Raw genomic sequence first — 20,323 nt, 5'->3', positions numbered from 1 at the left:
GTTCAAACTATTGGAAATCAAACTATAAAAAATGAAACTCCAGACCCAAATACCTTTATCAAAAGCAAATAATCCTATTGATTATTCCTGCAAGATTTTGATGTTGGGTTCCTGCTTTTCCCAAAATATGGGGGATAAATTGGCATATTTCAAATTTCGGGTTTTGCAAAATCCCTTTGGGATTCTTTTTCACCCCGTGGCCATTGAAAATCTTGTCAAAAAAGCGGTCGACAAATATGAATACACGGAAAGGGATATTTTTCAGTTCCAGGGACGTTGGCAATGTTTTGAGGCACATTCGGAACTGAGTTCAAGTAACAAGGAGGTACTTTTGGAGCGTTTGAATTCTGCGGTATTGGAGACCAACAAATACGTAAGTGAAGCATCACACATTGTGATTACCTTGGGCACCGCTTGGGTCTATCGGCATTTAGAAAAAGATATTCTAGTGGCCAACTGCCATAAAGTGCCCCAACGCGAATTTCAAAAAACACTGCTGAAAGAAAATGAGATAGTTACTTCCATAACCGCTACAGTTAACAGTATCAAAGCCGTAAACCCAGAAGCACAGATTATCTTTACCATCTCCCCCGTACGCCATTTAAAGGATGGTTTTATTGAAAACCAACGAAGTAAATCGGTACTCATATCAGCCATACACGCAACGGTTGGAGTTCCCCCTTTGGGGGCTAGGGGGGGTATTTCCCCAGCTACGAAATCATGATGGATGAACTTAGGGACTATCGTTTTTATAAAGAGGATATGCTACACCCCAATGTGTTGGCCATCGACTATATCTGGGATAAGTTTAGAAGCGTTTGGATTTCGGAGGAAGTAGGTGAGGCGATGGCTAAGGTAGCAGAAATCCAAAAAGGCTTGGCACACAGACCCTTCGATAAAAAATCGGAGGAGCATCAGAAATTCCTAAAAGCGCTCGACCAAAAAATTGCGTATATTAAACAGAGATATCCCTTTATGAATTTTGAAAATTCTTCTTCATGAAACGTTTTTTAGCCGGCGTGCTGATAACTTTGGCGGTAGTTTTCATCATCAGGTCCTGCAAGGACGAAAAGACCTCCAAAGCTATTTTGGAAGAGAATTCCATGCTCATACAAACCCAAATTGAAAATGTTTCCAAGCTAATAGTAACCGAAGGCCACTTTGCGGAAGTGTATAACTATAAGGATTCAAAAGAGCTGTTTGGCCCTTTGTTTACAGCTGATAAGAAAGCATTGGTGGTTGTAAATGCCGATGTTAGCATCTCCTATGACCTCAGCAAGGTTACCTTTGAGCTGGACGAACCCAATAAAACCCTCAAAATAACCGGTATCCCGGAACCCGAAATCAAGCTGAACCCAGATTTTGAATATTACGATGTCACTGCCGATTATCTGAATCCCTTTGACGGAGGAGACTATAACACCATTAAACGCAATGTGCGTAATTCCCTTTTAAAGAAAGTGGAGGCTTCTACTTTGAAGACCAATGCCCAAAACAGATTGTTGAGCGAGCTTCAAAAAATGTATGTACTTACCAATAGTTTGGGTTGGAATTTGGTTTATGGAGATAGGAACATTGATTCTCCCAGTGACTTCTCAATATTGCCCTAAATTTTCGGTATAGGTCTAACCATGAGTATAGGTTGCTTCATGGGCAACTTTGCTCGTTCCAGTAGTTCAGGTTTTTTTCTTCACCTGAAAAGGAGACTGACAATTCATAATTTATGATAAACCATTTTTATAAATAAGAAAAAACCTACAAATATTTAGTATTTGCAATAGTTAAATGCGTTTATACAACATTATTTTTTCTGAATAATCAAGAAACTTTCTCTTTGAAGTAAGAAAATTCTTAAAAAAATAATTATGTATGACCAAATTATTCCATTCAAGACAATCTCTATTTGCAATGCTTTTTTTGTGCTATTTGAACGCTCATAAGTGCCCACTGCAATTTTATGAACCAAAACCTTAATACCTTATTTTATTTGGTGAAAATATTCAATTATAGCTTACAGTACAGCACTACAATCAAAATCTAGAATCTAATCAATATGCACTTGAAAGGAGAAAATTGTCTGGATTTGTAGCTCTACTCCCATTAGGGGATTACTGGAGGGGAATATTTAACAATGGCCAAGATTACATTAGATAAGATAATACTAAAAACAACCAAAAGGTTTTTCTTACAAGAACTATTATCAATAAACCCTTCTCAATACTAAATGTTACCCCTAAAAGAATAGAAGCCTGAGCCGTTTTTGGGTCATTCTAATTGGCCTATTTATCGAGGAGTAAAATTGACTTAAAGAAATCTTAAAAAATCATGAAAAAAACAACCAAATCTAAAAAATTTCCATTCGTATTAGAATCATTGTTTTTGGATTTACAAAACTTGGAAATTAGAAGAAAAATAATTTTTTCTGTTAGTGCACTTTATATTTTATTGATTCCGTGTGCATTAAATGCACAGACCACTGTAACCTATAACTTTAATACCGCTGGTCAACTAAACACAGTTTTTAATGAATCTGGACCAGATGTCGCCAACGTATCCGAATCCACTTCGGGAGGGATAGGGAACTCTGGCTCGATAACCGTGGGGAGTGTTTCAACCAACGCGATTTTTACTACAAAGGATGGCTATAGTCTTGGACCGGTCGGCAGCCGATATACTTTTGAGAGTTTTGTGAAAAGTGTCTACAATAGCGGTTACAGTGGATTGGGCTTTGCGCCAGCCTCCCCGGCACCCGGTAGTGCCCATCCATACAGACCAAATGATGCCCTTGGAATTTCCGTTCATGGCGGTGGTTTTGTATTTCATAATGGTACCACAGATTACAGCGGAAGCTGGGGAAGCGGAAGCTCTGGTTCCATAACCGCTGTGAAGTCGAGCGGCATAAATGACCTATTGAACAACGGTTCACCTGATGACTGGTATAGGGTTGTCTTTACTATCGAAAGGTCATCCATTACTGCGTACGACCTTAGGGTTGAGATATGGCCGGCCAATCAAGATGGCAGCCTTATCCGACCTGCGGAAGCGGATGCTATTTTTGAATTGAATGGAATGGCCAATGCCAGTATTACGTCGGCTTCGGCTATCTATAGTTACTTCAGCTTTTCCGGGCAACGCGTATCACATTTTGATAATTATTCCATTCAACTGGAGGGAGGGGGAACCGTTGTGACTGAAGGCAACCCTGTTGTGGTCACAACGAATGCCTCGCTAAATGGAAGTGTGATTACGGTTGCAGGTGAGGTTACCGATGAAAATGGCAGTACGGTAACTGACAGGGGCTTGGTATATGGAACGGCTACGGAGCCTACCCTTGCCCAAAACAAAGTAAGCCAAGGCAGTGGAGCTGGTACGTTTTCAGTAGATACACCTGCCTTGGAGCCCGGTACCTATTACGTGCGGACTTTTGCCACCAATGGTGTAGGGACAAGCTATGGGGCCGAATACCAATTGACGGTTGCTGCGCCGCCCAATCCCCCTATCTTCACTGCTCCCCAGCCCCTGGAAGATGTAGCGGGGGCCACCAGTTCCGCGAGTTTTAACTTAAATGCCAATACAAGCACCTTTAGAAAATTAGGTCTTGAATTTTCCACGGACGGTACACGAATGTTTTCATTGGGGTTCGATGATAATCTAATTACCGAATATGTGCTCTCCACCCCATTTGATATTACCACGGCATCCTTTCATTTTGAATTGGATGTTTCGGGCAATGGTCTATATCCCATGGGATTGGCATTTAATGATAATGGATCTAAATTATATGTCTACAGCGGCGCCACTAGGACAATTTACGCCTATGATCTAGCGGAGGCTTTTGATCTATCCACAGCGACCATCGGTATGGATAGTCTCGATGTTACCGCTTTTGGAAATGTATACGTATATGGATTGGACTTTAATCCCAACGGTACCAGATTGTACATAGTCAATCATGATGAAACCCTTTTACAGTTTGAGTTGAGCACGCCCTTTCTCGTTTCAAGTGCTTCCAGCTTAGGTAGCATCGATTTGTCAGCTAGGTTCAGTCAGAGTATTTATGGTATTTCCTTCAATTCCAATGGTACCCAAATGTATATAGGAGGGTATAATGATGCCAATTATATCATAGGCTACGATCTTGGTGTTCCTTATGATATCACTACGGCAACATTACAATCTAATAACGGTCTGGTGCTGGCTCAGCCCAATAGGCCGACAGATATCTTTTTCAGTACGGATAGGGATAAATTATTTGTATTGAATTATGGGCAGTCCCAAGTATTTGAATTCGATTTGGGAGTGGCCCCGCTCACCTTTGAGGAAAATGCAACAACTCCAGTTGTTGATGCAGATGCCAATGATGGCGACGGGGGTGCTGCCGATATTGGGATTACCTATGCCCTTGCTAGTGGCGGGGATAACGATCTATTCAGTATCGATGCGGCTACAGGGGTTTTACGGTTTCAAAGCGCACCTGATTTTGAGAACCCTTTGGACACCAATGCCGATAATATGTACGAACTGACTGTAATAGCCACCGATTCGGATGGAAGCACAAATCATCCGTTACGGTTACAAGTGACGGATATCTATGAGAATAATCCTCCTAGTTTTGGTGATGCCTATGATATTTCCATAGCGCAATATCTGGATGTTACTGCCACCTTTGATGTAAGTAACGAGATGTCATCCCCGATGGATATGACCTTTAATGCCACTGGCACAAAGTTATTTGTGATGACCAATGCGGGCAGCGACCAGTTATTTGAATATGATTTAACAATACCTTATGATGTAGCTACGGCCAGTGTGGTACAAAGCTTGACAGTTGCAGGCAATGGAACAGGTTTCGCCTTTAGCTCTGACGGCACCCGTTTATTTGTCACTGGTTCAAGTATAGATGCGGTTCATGAATACCATCTAAGCACGGCATTCGACCTGAGTACGGCCGTGGACCAAGGATTTGGTGAAAGATTGAGTGTCAACGGGCAAGAAACTTCCCCTAGTGGACTTACCTTCAATGCCACAGGAAGTAAGCTTTACGTGGTTGGTGAAGTCAGTGATTCGGTCCACGAATATGCTTTGGCCACCAATTTTGATGTTTCAACAGCAAGTTATACCACCTCGCTCAATGTATCGGCAGAGGAAACCAATCCTGGTGGAGTTGTATTCAACGAAGACGGCAGCAAGTTATTTGTGGTCGGTTACGGAAGTAGTGCGGTGCACGAATATAACCTAGGGACTCCCTATGACCTTTCAACGGCTTCCGCCTCGGGCAGCACGTTGCATATCGGCTCACAGGACACTGGGTCCACGGGTCTGGCATTTAACACAAACGGGACCGCACTATACATCGTAGGCAACCAAAACGATATGATACATGCTTACCGTATCGGTACCCCGACGGCCTATAGCACGGTTGAGAATACCACTCTCGTTGCCGACTTTGATGCTACGGATGGAGATGGAGGTACAGCCGATACCAATGTCACATATAGTATTGGCGGAATTGATGCCGCACTCTTTACCATTGATGCCAATACCGGGGTGTTGCACTTTAACGTAGCGGCCGATTTTGAGAACCCGATGGATGATAATTCGGATAATGTCTATGAACTTACGGTAACTGCGGATGATGGTGGTATGAGCGATAACCTGACACATCTTGCCATTGCCATTACGGTAACGGATGTTGACGATACGGCCCCCGAAGGCTATACCGTCTCCATAGATCAAGACCCCATTATTTCAGATAATGACGATGCTATATCATTTACCTTTGCCATGGCAGAGGTAGGTGCTAGCTACAATTATACGATAAGTAGTGATGGGGGTGGGGAAACAATTACAGGTTCCGGTATCATAGCTACTGCCACCGAACAGGTTACTGGTATTGATCTTAGCGGTTTGGGTGACGGAACCATAACCTTATCGGTTATGTTGATCGATGTTGCAGGAAACCAGGGGAGTGCTTCCACGGATACCAAACAGAAGGATACCAAGACGGAGCCTCCCATAATGCCTTCTCCTGCGGATAATGGAAGTAGTTATGACCGACTGATGCTCAGCTATACGCTTCCCGAGGCCCCACTGGCCAACAGCGTCCGTTTGATTTTTGATGCTTTGGAAGATCCGAACACGCCCATTACCCTACAATTGGCCGATCCGATTGCTGGACAACAGAACAATTTTATCCTGGATGTACAGGATTTGGCAGCGGTCGCAGAAGTGGTATCATCAAGTCATAACGAACTTGTCAACGGTGTTGCCTATAATGTTACCTTGGTTTATCAAGATAATTTGGGCAACCCGGAAGCACAAGTGGTCAACACCAACCATGAACTCGAAGCAATTGAAATAGAGTCCTTGACCCTATATTCGGACAATCCACGTGACCATTTGGCCAAAGTGGGGGACAAGGTATATGTGGAACTGGTCACCAATCGCGAAATAGAAGAAGCTGCCATCCAGTTTATGGGTAGTACGATAATGGTAACCGCCGCAACAGCGGTGGATATCAACACCTATCGAGCATGGGTAACAGTGGACGGAAATGATGATGAGGGAGCCGTGACCCTGAGCGTTACGCTAAATCCAAATAGGGAACGAATTGTTTCAACGACAACCACGGACGGGAGCACTGTTACCATTGATACTACTGCGCCAGAACCAAGTTTGGCCATCGCGGAAAACCTATACTTTGGTCCGTTTACCATGCAGCTCCAGTTTTCGGAACCAGTTTACGACCTGGCACCAAATCCAGTCATAATAGCTCCAAACGGAAATGGACAGCCCATGGCCGATATTGGAGCCCTTGAGGAAGTAAGCCAGGGCTTGGTCTACAATATCCAAGTTACCCCATTGATTCCGGGAGAATTGGTATTCTTTAACGAGAATTATGGTATTGCCCGTGACGCTGCTGGAAACCTTTCCTTGCCCCTAGGGTTTGTGAACGGTACTTTTTATGATTTGGATACCGATAACGATGGTATTGGTGATACCAACGATCCTGATGACGACAATGATGGTACTCTAGATTCAGAGGATGACTTCCCAAAAGATGCATCCGAGGATACCGATACCGATGGAGACGGTATTGGCGACAATGCGGATACAGATGATGACGACGATGGATATTCTGATGAGGTAGAACTTATTGAAGGAACAGATCCAACAGATGCGTCAAGTAACCCCTTGGATACCGATGGTGATGGTATTCCCGATACCATGGACCAAGATGAAAAGAACGACGACGTTTCCGATTTCGATGACGCATTCCCAACGGACGAAGAACCATTATTGGTACCTGCCCAGGCTTTTACGCCCAACGGCGACGGTAACAACGATGCTTGGATCATACCAGGAATCGACAACTACCCCAACAACGTGGTGAAAGTCTTCAACAGATGGGGACACGAAGTATTCGCCATACACTCCTATAAAAATAACTGGGAGGGTTTTTACAAGGACAACCGTGAGAAACTCCCTTCAGGGTCCTACATGTATGTCATAGACCTGGGCGATGGTTCAAAACCCATCCAAGGATGGTTGTTCATCAATTATTAACAAATTAAAAAAGTAAAAATGATACGAATTATAAATTCAATTATTGTCCTGTTCGTGCTGCTTTCTTCAGTTAGGGCTTGGAGTCAACAGGATCCCAATTATACCTTCTACAGATATAACATGAACATTTACAACCCTGCTTTTGCCGGAAGTTCCGAAGGGGTGGAGTTTGTCCTCGGGCTCCGGAGCCAATGGGCGGGTATAGAAGGGGCCCCTGAAAGCCAGAGTGCCATTTTTGGTATGCCGGTAGGAAATAAGGTAGGATTGGGCGTGAGTATCCTCAACGACAAAACGTTCATAGAGACCCAAACTTGGATGGCGGTGGACTTTTCCTACCACATCGACCTTGATGAAGATAACCAGTTGTATTTTGGACTAAAGGCGAGCGCTAACTCCTACGATGCCAATACACAAGGACTTTTGACCTACGGCGTTGGTCAGGACGGATCGTTGATGAACTTTGAAAGCCGTTTTACACCGAACGTAGGTGCTGGTATCTATCTAAAAAATGAAAAGTATTTTATATCTCTCTCCGCGCCAAAGATTTTGACACCTGATAGGCTTCAGGAAGCCAATGGAAATGCATTTCTTGGCGCCGACAGGATGCACGCTTATCTTGGAGGTGGTTACGATTTCCTTTTGGGTGGAAGTACCAAATTGCAGGCCTTGGGTATGATTAGATATGTAGATGCATCTCCGCTTTCCTATGAACTTACAGGTCTTTTGGACCTAGCAGAGAGATTTACCCTTGGTGCCGGATATCGGTATAATGAAAGCATAAGCGGACTTTTTCTCTTTAAGGTTTCCAACGGATTCCAATTGGGCTATGCCTATGAGAACGCCTGGCAGCGACCTATCGATGGTCTTGAGCAGGGAACACATGAGGTCTTTATGAGATTCTTGTTATAATTAGTTTGGTGTTTTCCTTAAAGGCCCTTGACCTTTGGTCAAGGGTTTTTTTTATTGGCCCCGCCAACAGGTTTATTAATCCGAAGCTTACTTCGAAACAAAAAGTTCGTTTCTTACGAATGTCTCGTAAATTTGTTCTGAGGTAGTTTATTTTTCAATGAATTGGGCGTCTGTCAGCGCAATGCCGTCATCGATCAGATGTCCCAGCTTGGGATTTTCCATTTTTATGGATTCCAAATACTGCTTGATCTCCTTTGCAAAACCCTGGTCATGGTTACCCATCGCCAATTCATAGAGTTCTACGGAGAGCAACCAGTCAGTAGGATATTTTTCCTTTAATTGCTGGAATACCTTATTTCTGGAGATTGTGGTGTTCTTTCCGTTTCTAAAATCGCGTATTTGCTGGTATAGACTTTCCAATTCATCAGCTTTGCTGTTATCGGTCTCGGAGATGGAACTGCTCAATTGATGGTCCAGTAAGTTGAAACTCTTCACATCCGCAGGGCCATGAAAAGCGGAAACGATTCTTTCCCCAATGGCCATATTGTAAAGAGAATCATTGGACTCGAACAACACCTTTCCGTTATACGTGACTTGACAATTTTCAAAGGTAATCAGGATAATTTGTCCTTTCAGATTTCGGGTGCCGGTTACGATTTTTCCATGTACACTAATGCCGCCTTCAAAATCTAATGTAACCGTATTTCCTTCATATATAGCGTAGGCCTTTAAATCCCGTGGGCTCATATCCTCAATGGCAATATTGATGCCTTTTAACCTGCCAACAGGAGATCCAAACCCTGATTCATGCTGCATGGTATCCTGACCCACCAACTCCTTTTCCCTGTATGCTAAGGCCGATTTTCCTTTGGTCTGAAAATAAATAGGCTCGCCATTGTGTGAAATGACACTTTCAAAATTACCGGATACCTGTAGTCCCGTACTAAGCTCTATGGTTCCCAAATCCTTGGAATCGATTAACTTTTGAATTCCGCTCAGGCCTCCGGTCCTAAGTGCCATCGTGTTGGCAAAATCCTCCAGAACTTGACTTAAAAAGGCGAAATCTGGGGTTACGTAAAGTTGGGGTTGGGGTTTTGTGATATCAAATGAGGTATGGGCCGCCTCCAGGGAATAGGGCACTTTCTTGACCTTATCCGTCATACACCAGGCACTTTCCCCAATGCTGGACAAAAGCCCGGCCCCATAGATTTTCGGATTTTCTAGAGTACCTATTAGGCCATATTCAACGGTCCACCAATGCAGGTTCCGTATCAGTGCCATTTCACTGGGTTCACCCATATTTTGTTGGAGTTCGTCCACGCGTTTTTCAGCTTTCACTATTTCTTCCTTTGTCGTTCCTTTGGCTTCCTTGATGATGGACAGATGTCTAACGGCTTCATAAAGCTCAAAATCCTTGGCGTTCGAGATGGCCTTGCTACCAATTTCCCCAAATCTTCTTAGGTAAGCGGCATATTCTGGATTGGCAATTATGGGTGCATGTCCCGCTCCTTCGTGGATTATGTCCGGCGCGGGGGTGTATTCAATGTTTTCCAGTTGCCGGATGTCCGAAGCAATGACCAAAACATTATATGCCTGAAATTCCATAAAGGCTGCCGGAGGAATAAAACCATCCACGGCGACCGCTGCCCAGCCCAAGTCTTTTAAAATGCGGTTCATGCCGTACATATTGGGAATACTTTCTATGGAAATCCCAGTCCTCTTTAAACCTTGCGTGTAGGATTCATGGGCAACGGTACTGAGATAATCCACATTCTTTCGCATTACGTACCGCCAAACCGCCTGATTGATGGCCGTGTAGTGCTCATAATGTTGTGGTTTTATGTACTGCTTTAAATGTTTGGGCAGTTTGTCCAGTATGGGATTGCTTTCGTAGTTCATGGTATTCTATCTTAACGAGTTCTTATACCGGGTACTAATAAAATTAGTATATATAGGTTTAAGTAGCTGTTAAAATTTATTATCTACGTGAATATTCCCTTTATTTGTTATTATTATAGGAAAATGTTGGTTTTTGATGCATGGAGAACTATCAATAAAAGGAAAAATTATCATGGAAAAACTGGATACCATTGACAGACAGATTTTAAAAATCTTGGAAAAGGATGCCAAAACCGTGGCCAAAACGATTGCCGACCAATTGGGAATGACAAAAACTCCTGTATACGAGCGTATAAAAAGGCTCGAATCCGAGGGTTTTATAAAGAATTACAAGGCCGTGTTGGATACCTCTAAAATTGAACCTAGCATTACGGTTTTCAGTTTTGTTTCCTTGGATGCCCAAAAAGGAAGTCTTATGGACGATTTTTTGGAAAACGTTTCACTCTTTAATGAAGTAACGGAATGTTATGTGGTGGGTGGAGAATTTGATTTTTTGCTGAAGATAACCGTAAGAAGCTTGGATGCATACTATGATTTTGCAAAAACGAGGATTGCTACCTTACCGAATATCGGGGCTGTAAAAAGTGCCTTTGTGTTGAACGAGGCGAAGAATAGTCAGCACTTTCCTTTATTATAGAAGTGGTTTAAGCTTTTTCAATTTTCGCTTCAATCCAAAAATTTTAAATCACTTCGTAAAAAAAGCCCTTTCACTTACAGGAAAGGGCATGGATTTTCCAAAGAAATAATTCCTATCGAACGGCCACGGAGTTGGGCGGATATTGTTCCAAAATCTGTGAAACAAACTCCTTGATGCGCTGTTCTTTCTTTTCAATGTTCTTCGTATTGGCCAGTGTGCCTTCGCCTTTTCCTTGCCATACCAGTTCCCTGTTTTTAGTGTCTATAAGGTCTATGTAGAGGGAACCTTGGGTTCGGGTGCTAACATTCGGGCCCCAGCCTCCCCAGCCCCAGCCCCAACCTGGACCCCAGGCCCAAGCAGGTCCCCAGCCCCAGGCGCCGCCCCAACCCCAACCAAAGTTGTTGTTGTAGACATCAACGCGTTCCTCTTCCTTTGTAAAAATGCTGATCAATAAATCAGGATTTTCAGATTTTACGAAACCCCTTGAGGCCATTTCGTCCTCAATGGCATACAGGATTCTCTTTTTGTCCAAATCGGATATTTGGGCCTTATCGATTCCTGTTTTATAAAAGGCATAGGATTTATATTCGTTAAAATTGGCTTCTTGGTTGTAGTCCGAAAGTACCCGAACCGAAGAACAGGAGCTCAAGAACACCAATCCCAATAGTATCAGCGATAGAAATTTTAAGTTTTTCATAGCAATCGATTTATCTGTTTATGGAATTATTTCTTTGTAAAATAGCTTCAAAAATCATGCCGAAGAACCGATTATTGTCGGTTCGTTTTGGGGTCGTATCCATACGGACAGTGTCTGCAACCACTCTCGCAGCAGTAGCCCCGCTTTAGGTGATACTGTCGTGTAAAAACCCTATAACCTTCGTCCGACCAATAAAAATCGCCATCTTCTATCGGAATAATTTTTTTCATCAAATGCGTTAAAATGCAACCCTCAAAACTCCCAAATTTGTTGTCCAATCTAGAATAAAATTAAAATAATTCTGTTGATAACCTGTGACCTTTACGGTTTAAATGTCCTTGTTTAACGGAGATTTAGCATAGGTTGGGAAAACGGTACAATTGTTGGCAACATCAAAGGACATCCTTTTAATCCTTATTTTTTACAAGTATCTTTGATTGGAATAGAACAATTAGGTCTATGATATTGGTTTTTAAACACTTCTTTTATAAAAACTATGTGGGGCTCTCCCTTTGGCCATTCATTATTTTAAAACATGATACACTCAAGAACGACAAGGACTTGATCAATCATGAAAAAATTCACTTAAGACAACAACGGGAACTTTTGATAATTCCGTTTTATGTGCTATATGTATTTGAATGGGCAATTCGATCACTGTACTATTTGGATACCTACAAGGCCTACCAAAATCTAAGTTTTGAACGTGAAGCATATAGGAACGAGCATAAACCGGATTATTTGGAGAATAGAAGGCCCTATACTTTTATGAAATACTTTTTTTATAAGTAATACATCAATTTGCAGGTTGAAAATCAATACGTAGAACTCCCAATTCTAAGGGAAAAGCAGGTTGTTCTTGCCATAAAGCGTGAGGATTTGATACATTCGTTCATTTCAGGAAATAAATTTAGAAAGCTCAAATACAATATATTAAAGGCCCAAGAATCTGGACACACAAAGATTGTGACCTTCGGCGGGGCTTTTTCCAATCACATCGCTGCTACTTCGGCAGCAGCCAAAATCGCCAATTTGGAAGCCATTGGAATCATTCGAGGTGAGGAACTTCTGCATACGTGGCTTGAAAACCCTACTCTAAAGCGGGCCCATGAAAATGGGATGCGTTTCAAATTCGTTTCCAGGGAAATTTATAGACAGCGAAACGACCCGGAGTTTTTAATTTCCTTGCGAAATGAATTTGGGGATTTCTACCTAATACCCGAAGGGGGAACCAACGACTTGGCCATAAAGGGGTGTGAGGAAATCCTCCATCCATTGGATACGGTATTCGATTTTATCTCTGTTTGCGTGGGTACAGGTGGTACTATGGCGGGGTTGATCAATGCGTCGGGCAATAATCAGCAAGTTTTGGGGTTCCCTGTTTTAAAGGGCGATTTTCTATCGGCCGAAATAAAAAAGCTTTCTGGAAAGGAGAATTGGAGCTTGAACCAAAAATATCACTTTGGCGGATATGCCAAGATAAATGAAGAATTGGTACATTTTATTAATCGGTTTAAACAACAAACGGGCATCCCTCTTGACCCCGTGTATACGGGAAAAATGATGTACGGGTTGTTGGATATGGTAAGGAATGATAATTTTGCACCGGGAACGCGAATCTTGGCCATACATACCGGAGGCTTGCAGGGCATTTTCGGAATGAACCTTGTGTTGCGTAAGAAAAATTTACCTTTGTTGGATATATGACCCTCCTTGGGGGTTTTGTATGGCAAGCTTACTACTTCTATGAAAAACTATGTTTAAACCTTATAAAATTTAACTTAATTTTATTTTGAGAAGGAAAATAATAATATTCTTTTTGTTGCTCGTTGGGGTTGTTGGGTGTAAATCCAAGAAATCTTTATCCGATAAAAACCGTACCCAACAGGTGCAAGCCGAAAGTAGGAGAAGTCATGGGAAACCTTCAAACGCGGCTACAGATAGGGACCCCAGCATGCCTGAGGATTCGGGTGAGTTCGTAAAGTTTCGGATTGAAACTATTGATGAATATATCGCTACTTTTTCAGAAATCGCCCAATTTGAAATGAAGGCCTATGGAATTCCCGCCAGCATCACCTTGGCCCAAGGGCTCTTGGAAAGTGGCTATGGTAAAGGGGATTTGGCCATGAAGACCAACAATCATTTTGGTATAAAATGTCATACCGGATGGCAGGGAGACTATGATTTCCACGATGACGATGCCAAGGGCGAATGTTTTAGAAAATACAATCATCCCATGTATTCCTTCAGGGACCATAGTATTTTTTTGACCACTCGGAGTCGGTACGCGTTTCTTTTTGATTATAAGGTAACGGACTATCGCAAGTGGGCCCACGGTCTTAGAAAGGCGGGCTATGCAACGGATAAGCGTTATCCTCAGAAACTGATTTATTTGATAGAAAAACATCAGCTTTATAAATATGACGGGGGTGTTTTGGATACGGGCCAGGAAGAAGATCGTGTTGTCCTTACCGAAAGTGAAGCCGTTCATATTGTGAAAAAAGGGGACACCCTGTATTCCCTTTCAAAAAGATACTATGTTTCCGTGGACGAGTTGATGCGTATGAACAATTTAAGGGACTCCGGCCTGTCCATTGGCCAAAAGCTCTTGGTCAAGTCCACCTCCGTAAATAGATAGAATATGATTTACAAAAGAAGTAGTGCCCTTTTTGCAGAGGCCAAACAATTCATACCTGGTGGTGTAAATTCACCGGTAAGGGCTTTTAAGGCCGTAGGCGGCGACCCAATTTTTGTGAAGGAGGCCAAAGGTGCCTATTTATACGATGTAGATGGAAACCGACTCATAGATTACATAGCATCTTGGGGTCCCTTGATTTTGGGACATGCGCATGAGCCTGTTTTAAATGCCATTATTGAGAAGACAAAAAAAGGGACTTCCTTTGGTATGCCTACCGAAATTGAGACCGAACTGGCAAAGTTGGCCGTTTCCATGGTTCCCAATATCGATAAAATCCGATTTGTAAATAGTGGAACGGAGGCCTGTATGAGCGCCGTTCGTTTGGCAAGGGGTTATACGGGCAAGGACAAGATCATCAAATTCGCCGGATGCTACCATGGCCATTCCGATTCCTTTTTGATTCAGGCAGGGAGCGGTGCGGTTACTTTTGGAAGCCCCAATAGTCCGGGTGTTACCCAAGGTACGGCCAAGGATACCCTATTGGCCAGATATAATGACTTGGAAAGTGTTTCCAATTTGATAAGCGCCAATAAAGGAGAAATAGCGGCGGTCATTATTGAGCCCGTGGCCGGAAATATGGGCTGCATCATCCCTACCGATGGTTTTATCCATGGATTGCGGGAACTCTGTACCCAAAATGATATCCTTTTGATCTTTGATGAGGTCATGACCGGTTTTAGGCTTGGAAGGGGAGGAGCCCAGGAAGCCTTGGGAATCAAGGCGGATATTTTGTGTTTTGGAAAGGTAATTGGTGGCGGACTTCCCGTTGGTGCTTTTGCTGCCAGCAAGGAAATTATGGGGTATTTGGCCCCCGAAGGACCGGTGTATCAAGCCGGTACCTTAAGTGGAAACCCGTTGGCCATGAGTGCCGGCTTGGCCATGTTGACTGAACTCAATAACAATCCAGCGATATTTACCAGCCTTCAGGAAAAAACGGCCCATTTGCACATCGGCCTTTCCAAAGCGCTGGATAAAAAAGGAATTCCCTATCAGATCAATCGTTTTGGCAGCATGATTTCGGTACATTTTACGGACCGCCCGGTGATGGATTTTGCATCTTCGGCCACCGGAAACAACGAGACATTTAAAAAATATTTCCATGGAATGTTGGACCAGGGAATCTATCTGCCACCGTCCGCTTTTGAAAGTTATTTTCTGAACGATGCCTTGTCTTATGAAGATTTGGACGAAACCATTGAGGCGGTGGAAAAATTACAATTGGATTAATTGGTCATTTCTCCTGAATTTCGGACGATATGGATTCTAAGATGTCGTCTATATACCCCATCAGTGGCGAATAATGGTTGTCTTCCGTAGCATGACAGGTCACAATAAATAGAAGCAGCTTATTCTCGAACTCCTGTGAGGACAGCACCCCTAAATTACTGACCCTCTCACCGTCTGGAGGTGTCTTAAGGCTTGTTAAGACGCCTGTTTGTTGCAGTACGGTCTTGATGCTATACTGGTCCGTTCTAAAAATATCGAGGAGGTTTTCGCGTTCATGGCGCAAATCCTCTTCCTGTCTGGAAATATCCTCCATGGTGGCGATCCAGTTTGTGAGCATGATTCTTAAATCCGGATTGGAAATATTCTTTAGGTTTCCGGAGTTGATAATTTCCAATAACAAGGAATTGTTCGGGTTAAAGGCAACATCCGAAATGAACGTATTTAATAGCAATTGGGATAAATCCTCTTCTAGGGGTAGGGAGTCCTTTTGGTTCATCAGCCCTATTATTTTTTCGGCACTTTCTATATTCGCCCTGTTCACGGCTATGAGTTCAGTCAATTTGTTCTTACTAATATTGAATTCTTCCTGTAGTCCCAAGAGATAGGTTTGCTCATTTTTGGCGTCAATGTTCCGCTGATTTCGGTTGTTTATAGCAAGGGCAATCAGGATTCCAATGACCACCAGAACGATCTCCCCCAAGGCATATGCTAAATACCGACCCACTTTTTTTTCCGCCAATAGTTTTTGTCTTGTTCTTCTAAAGAATTTTATCATATACTCCTATTTTTTCCCTCTTGGGAGGTGAGGTTTTTAAAGTAGTTTTAAAGGAAACAAATAAAAGTTTGTTCATAATAAAAATTCCTGCTTAACCTGTTCCACTTTCACCAAGGACAAGGACGCATCCTTTCCCCGTAAGGTAACCTCCCCAATTTCCGTTATAACAAAATTTTCGTCAATATTCAGTTTTTTGATCAGACTATCGGAAACAAGGAAATCGGTTTTAAAGGTGTTGCAGGCGGATTGTATTCTGGCCGTAGTGTTCAAAACATCCCCAGAGAAGACAATTTCCTTTTTTAACGCCCCAATTTCCCCGGTCGTGACCTCCCCAAAATGCATTCCTCCCTTAAATTTGGGTGCAAATCCGTAGGTTTTCAGGAAAAAATCGGACTTATGTCGCAAGGCATTTTTCATTTCGAAAAAAGTATGCAGACAGTTGTTGTTCTGTAAGCCGACATTGAATTCCCAAGTGATGACGATTTCGTCGCCAATGTACTGATAAACGTCCCCACCAAATTGTATAATGGCATCTTCAAGGGATTTGTAGTAATCCCTTAAAAATAAAAAGTACATTTTGGTCCCCAACTGTTCCGCTATGGCGGTGGAGTCTTTCATATCGGTAAATAGGAAAATACGATGCTCTTCCTTGGGTCGATGATATTTGCCTATGATGAAGTTTCGTAGGACACTATGCCCCAAATTATCACTTATTTCGGTATAAATTAAGGAAAAAAATAAAGAGGCCGATAGTTGGACCATGGTACTCATATGTACTGTGCTGACCAAAAAATCCAAATAACGTTGCCAAATTTCACCTGAAAATAGTGGAATCCGTAATTCGATACTGGAGGCAATAGGATACAGAACCATCATTATTGCGGAAAAAAGCACCAGATAAAAGACAAGTTTGAACAAGACCTTTTTGTAAAAGGTTTTTTTGATAAATAACTTGTTCAAGAAGGTCAGTTCCAGATATCCAACAAAACAACCGACCAAGAAAACCGCTACGGTCGCAAATAGGAAAACTTGAAAATTTAAACTAATGGCTTCTTTTTGAGTGATACCTGCTCCAAGAACCGCAGTTTGTTCAATGAACATGAAGAGCAACCCCAAAAGGGTCCAAATGATACCAAATGATAGAATTTTGCTAAATTTTCGTTTGGTTTTGTGAGAAAGCAAATCGGGTAATTTAGGAGGTGTTTGGTAAAACTGTTATCCCTTTCAATTTAATGATTCTTTCCGAATAGTGAATACTCCATTTTGTGATTTAAGGATTAGTATCGTTCGTACCAATGGTCAACACCACATTGCCCTTTTTGCCGCCCTGGTCTACATAGTGGTGGGCTGCCACCACTTGGTCCATGGGAAACACCTTGTCTATCGTTGCATCATAGCAGCCGTTTTCAAATAGTTCCCTAAGTATTTCCAGTTGCCTTTTTGATTCTGATGCCACTTCCAAACCTTCAACGGTCTTGAACACCCCATCTTCTTTGAGTAGGGATTTGCATTGTTTTTTCGAAGCCTTGCCCACGGCATCCAAGACGATATCGTACTTGGATCGATGTTCTTCGAATTGCCCTTGATCATAAAAAAGAACATTGGTAATACCGAGTCTTTCCATAAGTTTGGAACCTCTGGTGCTACACACCGCCGTAATGTGGGCATTATGTGATTTTGCGATTTGAACGGCCGCTGCACCTACGGAACCCGTGGCTCCATATATTAGTACTTTTACATTCGGTTTCTTCGCGATGCCCCCTTTCTCCAAAAAATAAATGGCAGATTGCCCGCCAAAAACAATGGCAGCGGACTCTTCATGCGTCGCATTCATCGGGGCCAAGGTTATATTGTCTTTTTCACTGATGGCGATATACTCGGCATTGGTTCCAAACATTAATCCAGTCATTCCAAAGACGTTATCGCCTACCTTGAAATCACTGACGTTTGTGCCAATATGTTCTATGATTCCTGAAAAAACCGTCCCCAGAATCGGTTTTCTGGGTTTGTTGAAACCAAGGACCAGACGCATGACCAACTTCATAAGACCATCAACTTTAAGACCCCGTATCCTTACATCGGCGGAATTAACGGTAGTTGCCATTATTTTGACCAATACTTCGTTTTTCTTTGGGATCGGCTTGGCAAGGGTCGAGATTTTCAGAACCTCCGGTGGGCCATATTTAGGGCAGATTATTGCTTTCATCATTCTGTCTTTTTTGTTTATACACGTATTTTTGGGCTTTCCTCATTTCAAATTAATGATTTTAAAATCCGCACAAGTGTAAAAAGGAAAAAACACAGGAATGTTAAGACCAAGCCTACCAAAATAGGAAGTATACCACCAAAAGTGAAAAGCATGCCAAGAACAAAACCCAGTAGATATTCCGGTCGATGAAGTGGTATGAAGAATGCAATGGGCAGAGGCAAAAGGATGTAAAATGGGAGAATTTCATCTAAATTCAATTCCCATAATATGGATGCTATAAGCCCATAAACGAATGCGGCAATAAACCTCCTAATAATGGTTTTTTCGAGTTCTGGATTTTGTCGCTGTCGTTTATGGATTAGGGAGAAGGAAATCCATGTTAATGTGGGAAGGGTCAATAATCCCCACCAATTGGAAATTCCCGGCATATCTTGCCGTGCAAGTAGATGGTGCGTGATCACACCACCATTCAAGTGTTCCCATAGCAAACATAAAGAAGTAAAAATCAGTGCTCCAAGAATTATCTTGGACTTGTTTTTTCTTGTGAATATCATGATTGTTCGATTGGTTGATTGATGAATGTAATTGATGATTGGACGCACACTAAACCCTTTTGTTACATTTTTTAAAAACCTATGACATAGTTTTAGCTTCCATAAGAAACCTAGTTCTTTTTAAAAGTGATTTTAAATCCGTCTCGAACTATCGCAAACCATAGATTTTCAATATCCACATAAAAAAAGACCCTGCTGTAAAAACAAGGTCTTTTCCTAACAATCAACTAACTAAACAACCTATTTCTTTTGCGCTCTATGCTGACGTTCTTTTCCTTTTGCATTTTTTCCCCTTTTCGCACGCATTTTTTCCCATTTGGCATATTGTGTGTCATCAAGGATCGCTTTCATTTCCTTCTTATGGGCAATCTGGTTATCCAGACGTTCGTTTTGTAGGGCGAACTTTTCATCGTCTGATAAAGATTCCCAGCTTTCCCTTCGGGCTTTGTGGGCTTCCATCTTGGCCTTTCTCTCCGCTGCATTTTTTGTGAACATTTCCTGTAGCTTGGATTGTTGATCTGCTGTAAGGTCCAAGGCCAAGGTCATTCTTTTGGTCTGCAAGGTTGCCATTTGCTCAGGAGTGAAATCGCCCATCTGTCTCCTGCCTTCTTTTCTATTTTTCTCTTGTGCCATTGCGGTAATGCCCATCAATAAAAGGGCTACCAATACTAATTTTCTCATCACGTAAATTTTATGGGTTTTAGTATTAAGACCTAAGGGAGTGGCAAAGGTTTAAACGGGAGGAGGCATTTAAGAGGAATTTAACTACATGGGTCCAGATCGGGCATAAAAAAAGCGCGACCGGAAAAGTCGCGCTTTTATAGTATTTTGAGGTGTTCTTATTGTACGGCTTCCGTTGCCATATTTTCGGTAAACGGTTCTACAACGATATCCGCTTTGGCCATTTCTGCATTTTTTGGGAGCAATTGACTGGATTCCCCGTTGATCTGAAAATGATAGAATACGGCTGCAATGATAAAACAACTTAGGTAGATTAGGCTTTTGATTTTATTATTCATGATTTGGGGGTTTTAATAATTTTGATCTAAACTATAAAATAGTAACGTACGAAAAAGCCCATTGTTGTGAAACGGGCTTTTTTTGATGTCAAATTATGTCTAAATGTTGTAAAACGAATAATTTCGTCGGATT

The 20,323-nt window shown here is 42.3% G+C and carries 19 protein-coding genes; 10 read left to right on the top strand and 9 right to left on the bottom strand.

The features are described 5' to 3' along the window. Positions 1-31 precede the first annotated feature (31 nt). From PP181_RS07685 to PP181_RS07670, 5 genes are all read left to right on the top strand, one after another. The gene (locus tag PP181_RS07685; RefSeq protein WP_330072461.1) at positions 32-724 is read left to right on the top strand and encodes a GSCFA domain-containing protein; all 693 of its coding nucleotides are present in this window, start codon (positions 32-34) and stop codon (positions 722-724) included. Then, positions 721-1,002, top strand: a complete 282-nt coding sequence (locus tag PP181_RS17710; protein ID WP_330072462.1) for a GSCFA domain-containing protein — start codon at positions 721-723, stop codon at positions 1,000-1,002. The genes PP181_RS07685 and PP181_RS17710 overlap by 4 nt, the downstream gene beginning before the upstream one ends. Continuing rightward, a complete protein-coding gene (locus PP181_RS07680) occupies positions 999-1,610 on the top strand; it encodes a DUF4230 domain-containing protein (protein WP_272636643.1) in 612 nt (203 codons plus the stop codon). The genes PP181_RS17710 and PP181_RS07680 overlap by 4 nt, the downstream gene beginning before the upstream one ends. 769 nt (positions 1,611-2,379) lie before the next feature. Further along, positions 2,380-7,566 carry a gliding motility-associated C-terminal domain-containing protein gene (locus tag PP181_RS07675; RefSeq protein ID WP_272636642.1) on the top strand — a complete coding sequence of 1,729 codons (5,187 nt, stop codon included), beginning with the start codon at positions 2,380-2,382 and terminating at the stop codon, positions 7,564-7,566. Between the two features lie 18 nt (positions 7,567-7,584). Continuing rightward, complete coding sequence (locus PP181_RS07670) at positions 7,585-8,475, top strand: PorP/SprF family type IX secretion system membrane protein (protein ID WP_138257277.1); 891 nt, start codon at positions 7,585-7,587, stop codon at positions 8,473-8,475. Between the two features lie 147 nt (positions 8,476-8,622). On the opposite strand, the gene PP181_RS07665 is transcribed toward PP181_RS07670, so the two are convergent. Further along, complete coding sequence (locus PP181_RS07665) at positions 8,623-10,374, bottom strand: aromatic amino acid hydroxylase (protein ID WP_272636641.1); 1,752 nt, start codon at positions 10,372-10,374, stop codon at positions 8,623-8,625. Between the two features lie 172 nt (positions 10,375-10,546). Here PP181_RS07665 and PP181_RS07660 point away from each other — a divergent pair, with 172 nt between their 5' ends. After that, positions 10,547-11,011: an Lrp/AsnC family transcriptional regulator gene (locus PP181_RS07660; RefSeq protein ID WP_240042661.1), complete on the top strand. Its 465-nt coding sequence runs from the start codon at positions 10,547-10,549 to the stop codon at positions 11,009-11,011. Between the two features lie 112 nt (positions 11,012-11,123). Here PP181_RS07660 and PP181_RS07655 read toward each other — a convergent pair whose 3' ends face one another. Both PP181_RS07655 and PP181_RS07650 read right to left on the bottom strand, forming a co-directional pair. Beyond that, entirely contained in the window at positions 11,124-11,708 is a 585-nt protein-coding gene (locus PP181_RS07655; RefSeq protein WP_272636640.1) for a DUF4136 domain-containing protein, read from the bottom strand. Between the two features lie 71 nt (positions 11,709-11,779). Next, complete coding sequence (locus PP181_RS07650) at positions 11,780-11,938, bottom strand: DUF5522 domain-containing protein (protein ID WP_161595316.1); 159 nt, start codon at positions 11,936-11,938, stop codon at positions 11,780-11,782. Between the two features lie 229 nt (positions 11,939-12,167). Between PP181_RS07650 and PP181_RS07645 the strand changes: the two genes are divergently transcribed. The 4 genes from PP181_RS07645 to hemL all read left to right on the top strand — a co-directional run bounded on the left by PP181_RS07645 (position 12,168) and on the right by hemL (position 15,633). Then, entirely contained in the window at positions 12,168-12,500 is a 333-nt protein-coding gene (locus PP181_RS07645; protein ID WP_138257281.1) for a hypothetical protein, read from the top strand. 9 nt (positions 12,501-12,509) lie between these two features. Next, the gene (locus PP181_RS07640; protein WP_272636639.1) at positions 12,510-13,415 is read left to right on the top strand and encodes a 1-aminocyclopropane-1-carboxylate deaminase/D-cysteine desulfhydrase; all 906 of its coding nucleotides are present in this window, start codon (positions 12,510-12,512) and stop codon (positions 13,413-13,415) included. 85 nt (positions 13,416-13,500) lie between these two features. Then, a complete protein-coding gene (locus PP181_RS07635; RefSeq protein WP_272636638.1) occupies positions 13,501-14,346 on the top strand; it encodes a glucosaminidase domain-containing protein in 846 nt (281 codons plus the stop codon). 3 nt (positions 14,347-14,349) lie between these two features. Then, positions 14,350-15,633, top strand: a complete 1,284-nt coding sequence (gene hemL, locus PP181_RS07630) for a glutamate-1-semialdehyde 2,1-aminomutase (protein WP_272636637.1) — start codon at positions 14,350-14,352, stop codon at positions 15,631-15,633. Between the two features lie 4 nt (positions 15,634-15,637). On the opposite strand, the gene PP181_RS07625 is transcribed toward hemL, so the two are convergent. The 6 genes from PP181_RS07625 to PP181_RS07600 all read right to left on the bottom strand — a co-directional run bounded on the left by PP181_RS07625 (position 15,638) and on the right by PP181_RS07600 (position 20,190). Beyond that, complete coding sequence (locus PP181_RS07625; protein ID WP_272636636.1) at positions 15,638-16,408, bottom strand: DUF6090 family protein; 771 nt, start codon at positions 16,406-16,408, stop codon at positions 15,638-15,640. A gap of 72 nt (positions 16,409-16,480) precedes the next feature. After that, positions 16,481-17,590, bottom strand: a complete 1,110-nt coding sequence (locus tag PP181_RS07620) for an adenylate/guanylate cyclase domain-containing protein (RefSeq protein ID WP_272636635.1) — start codon at positions 17,588-17,590, stop codon at positions 16,481-16,483. Positions 17,591-17,678: 88 nt separating this feature from the next. Next, on the bottom strand, positions 17,679-18,617 hold the full coding sequence (locus tag PP181_RS07615) for an NAD(P)-dependent alcohol dehydrogenase (RefSeq protein ID WP_272636634.1): 939 nt from the start codon (positions 18,615-18,617) through the stop codon (positions 17,679-17,681). Positions 18,618-18,661: 44 nt separating this feature from the next. Continuing rightward, positions 18,662-19,171 carry a hypothetical protein gene (locus tag PP181_RS07610; RefSeq protein ID WP_272636633.1) on the bottom strand — a complete coding sequence of 170 codons (510 nt, stop codon included), beginning with the start codon at positions 19,169-19,171 and terminating at the stop codon, positions 18,662-18,664. Positions 19,172-19,411: 240 nt separating this feature from the next. Continuing rightward, positions 19,412-19,852: a hypothetical protein gene (locus PP181_RS07605; RefSeq protein ID WP_272636632.1), complete on the bottom strand. Its 441-nt coding sequence runs from the start codon at positions 19,850-19,852 to the stop codon at positions 19,412-19,414. A gap of 158 nt (positions 19,853-20,010) precedes the next feature. After that, positions 20,011-20,190, bottom strand: a complete 180-nt coding sequence (locus tag PP181_RS07600) for a hypothetical protein (protein ID WP_154918439.1) — start codon at positions 20,188-20,190, stop codon at positions 20,011-20,013. Between the last annotated feature and the right edge of the window lie 133 nt (positions 20,191-20,323).

Origin of the sequence: Maribacter sp. PR66 (assembly GCF_028464205.1) — a bacterium.
Classification (GTDB): Bacteria; Bacteroidota; Bacteroidia; order Flavobacteriales; family Flavobacteriaceae; genus Maribacter; species Maribacter flavus.
The sequence above is the reverse complement of the archived record's forward strand: the minus strand, read 5'-3'. Positions and strand labels throughout refer to the sequence as shown.

Bases quoted from the DNA above. Each gene is read 5' to 3' on its own strand.
- PP181_RS07665 (WP_272636641.1), bottom strand. From the start codon at position 10,374: ATGAACTACGAAAGCAATCCCATACTGGACAAACTGCCCAAACATTTA.
- PP181_RS17710 (WP_330072462.1), top strand. From the start codon at position 721: ATGATGGATGAACTTAGGGACTATCGTTTTTATAAAGAGGATATGCTA.
- PP181_RS07650 (WP_161595316.1), bottom strand. From the start codon at position 11,938: ATGAAAAAAATTATTCCGATAGAAGATGGCGATTTTTATTGGTCGGAC.
- PP181_RS07680 (WP_272636643.1), top strand. From the start codon at position 999: ATGAAACGTTTTTTAGCCGGCGTGCTGATAACTTTGGCGGTAGTTTTC.
- PP181_RS07600 (WP_154918439.1), bottom strand. From the start codon at position 20,190: ATGAATAATAAAATCAAAAGCCTAATCTACCTAAGTTGTTTTATCATT.
- PP181_RS07615 (WP_272636634.1), bottom strand. From the start codon at position 18,617: ATGATGAAAGCAATAATCTGCCCTAAATATGGCCCACCGGAGGTTCTG.
- PP181_RS07605 (WP_272636632.1), bottom strand. From the start codon at position 19,852: ATGAGAAAATTAGTATTGGTAGCCCTTTTATTGATGGGCATTACCGCA.
- PP181_RS07625 (WP_272636636.1), bottom strand. From the start codon at position 16,408: ATGATAAAATTCTTTAGAAGAACAAGACAAAAACTATTGGCGGAAAAA.
- PP181_RS07670 (WP_138257277.1), top strand. From the start codon at position 7,585: ATGATACGAATTATAAATTCAATTATTGTCCTGTTCGTGCTGCTTTCT.
- PP181_RS07655 (WP_272636640.1), bottom strand. From the start codon at position 11,708: ATGAAAAACTTAAAATTTCTATCGCTGATACTATTGGGATTGGTGTTC.
- hemL (WP_272636637.1), top strand. From the start codon at position 14,350: ATGATTTACAAAAGAAGTAGTGCCCTTTTTGCAGAGGCCAAACAATTC.
- PP181_RS07660 (WP_240042661.1), top strand. From the start codon at position 10,547: ATGGAAAAACTGGATACCATTGACAGACAGATTTTAAAAATCTTGGAA.
- PP181_RS07645 (WP_138257281.1), top strand. From the start codon at position 12,168: ATGATATTGGTTTTTAAACACTTCTTTTATAAAAACTATGTGGGGCTC.
- PP181_RS07685 (WP_330072461.1), top strand. From the start codon at position 32: ATGAAACTCCAGACCCAAATACCTTTATCAAAAGCAAATAATCCTATT.
- PP181_RS07610 (WP_272636633.1), bottom strand. From the start codon at position 19,171: ATGATATTCACAAGAAAAAACAAGTCCAAGATAATTCTTGGAGCACTG.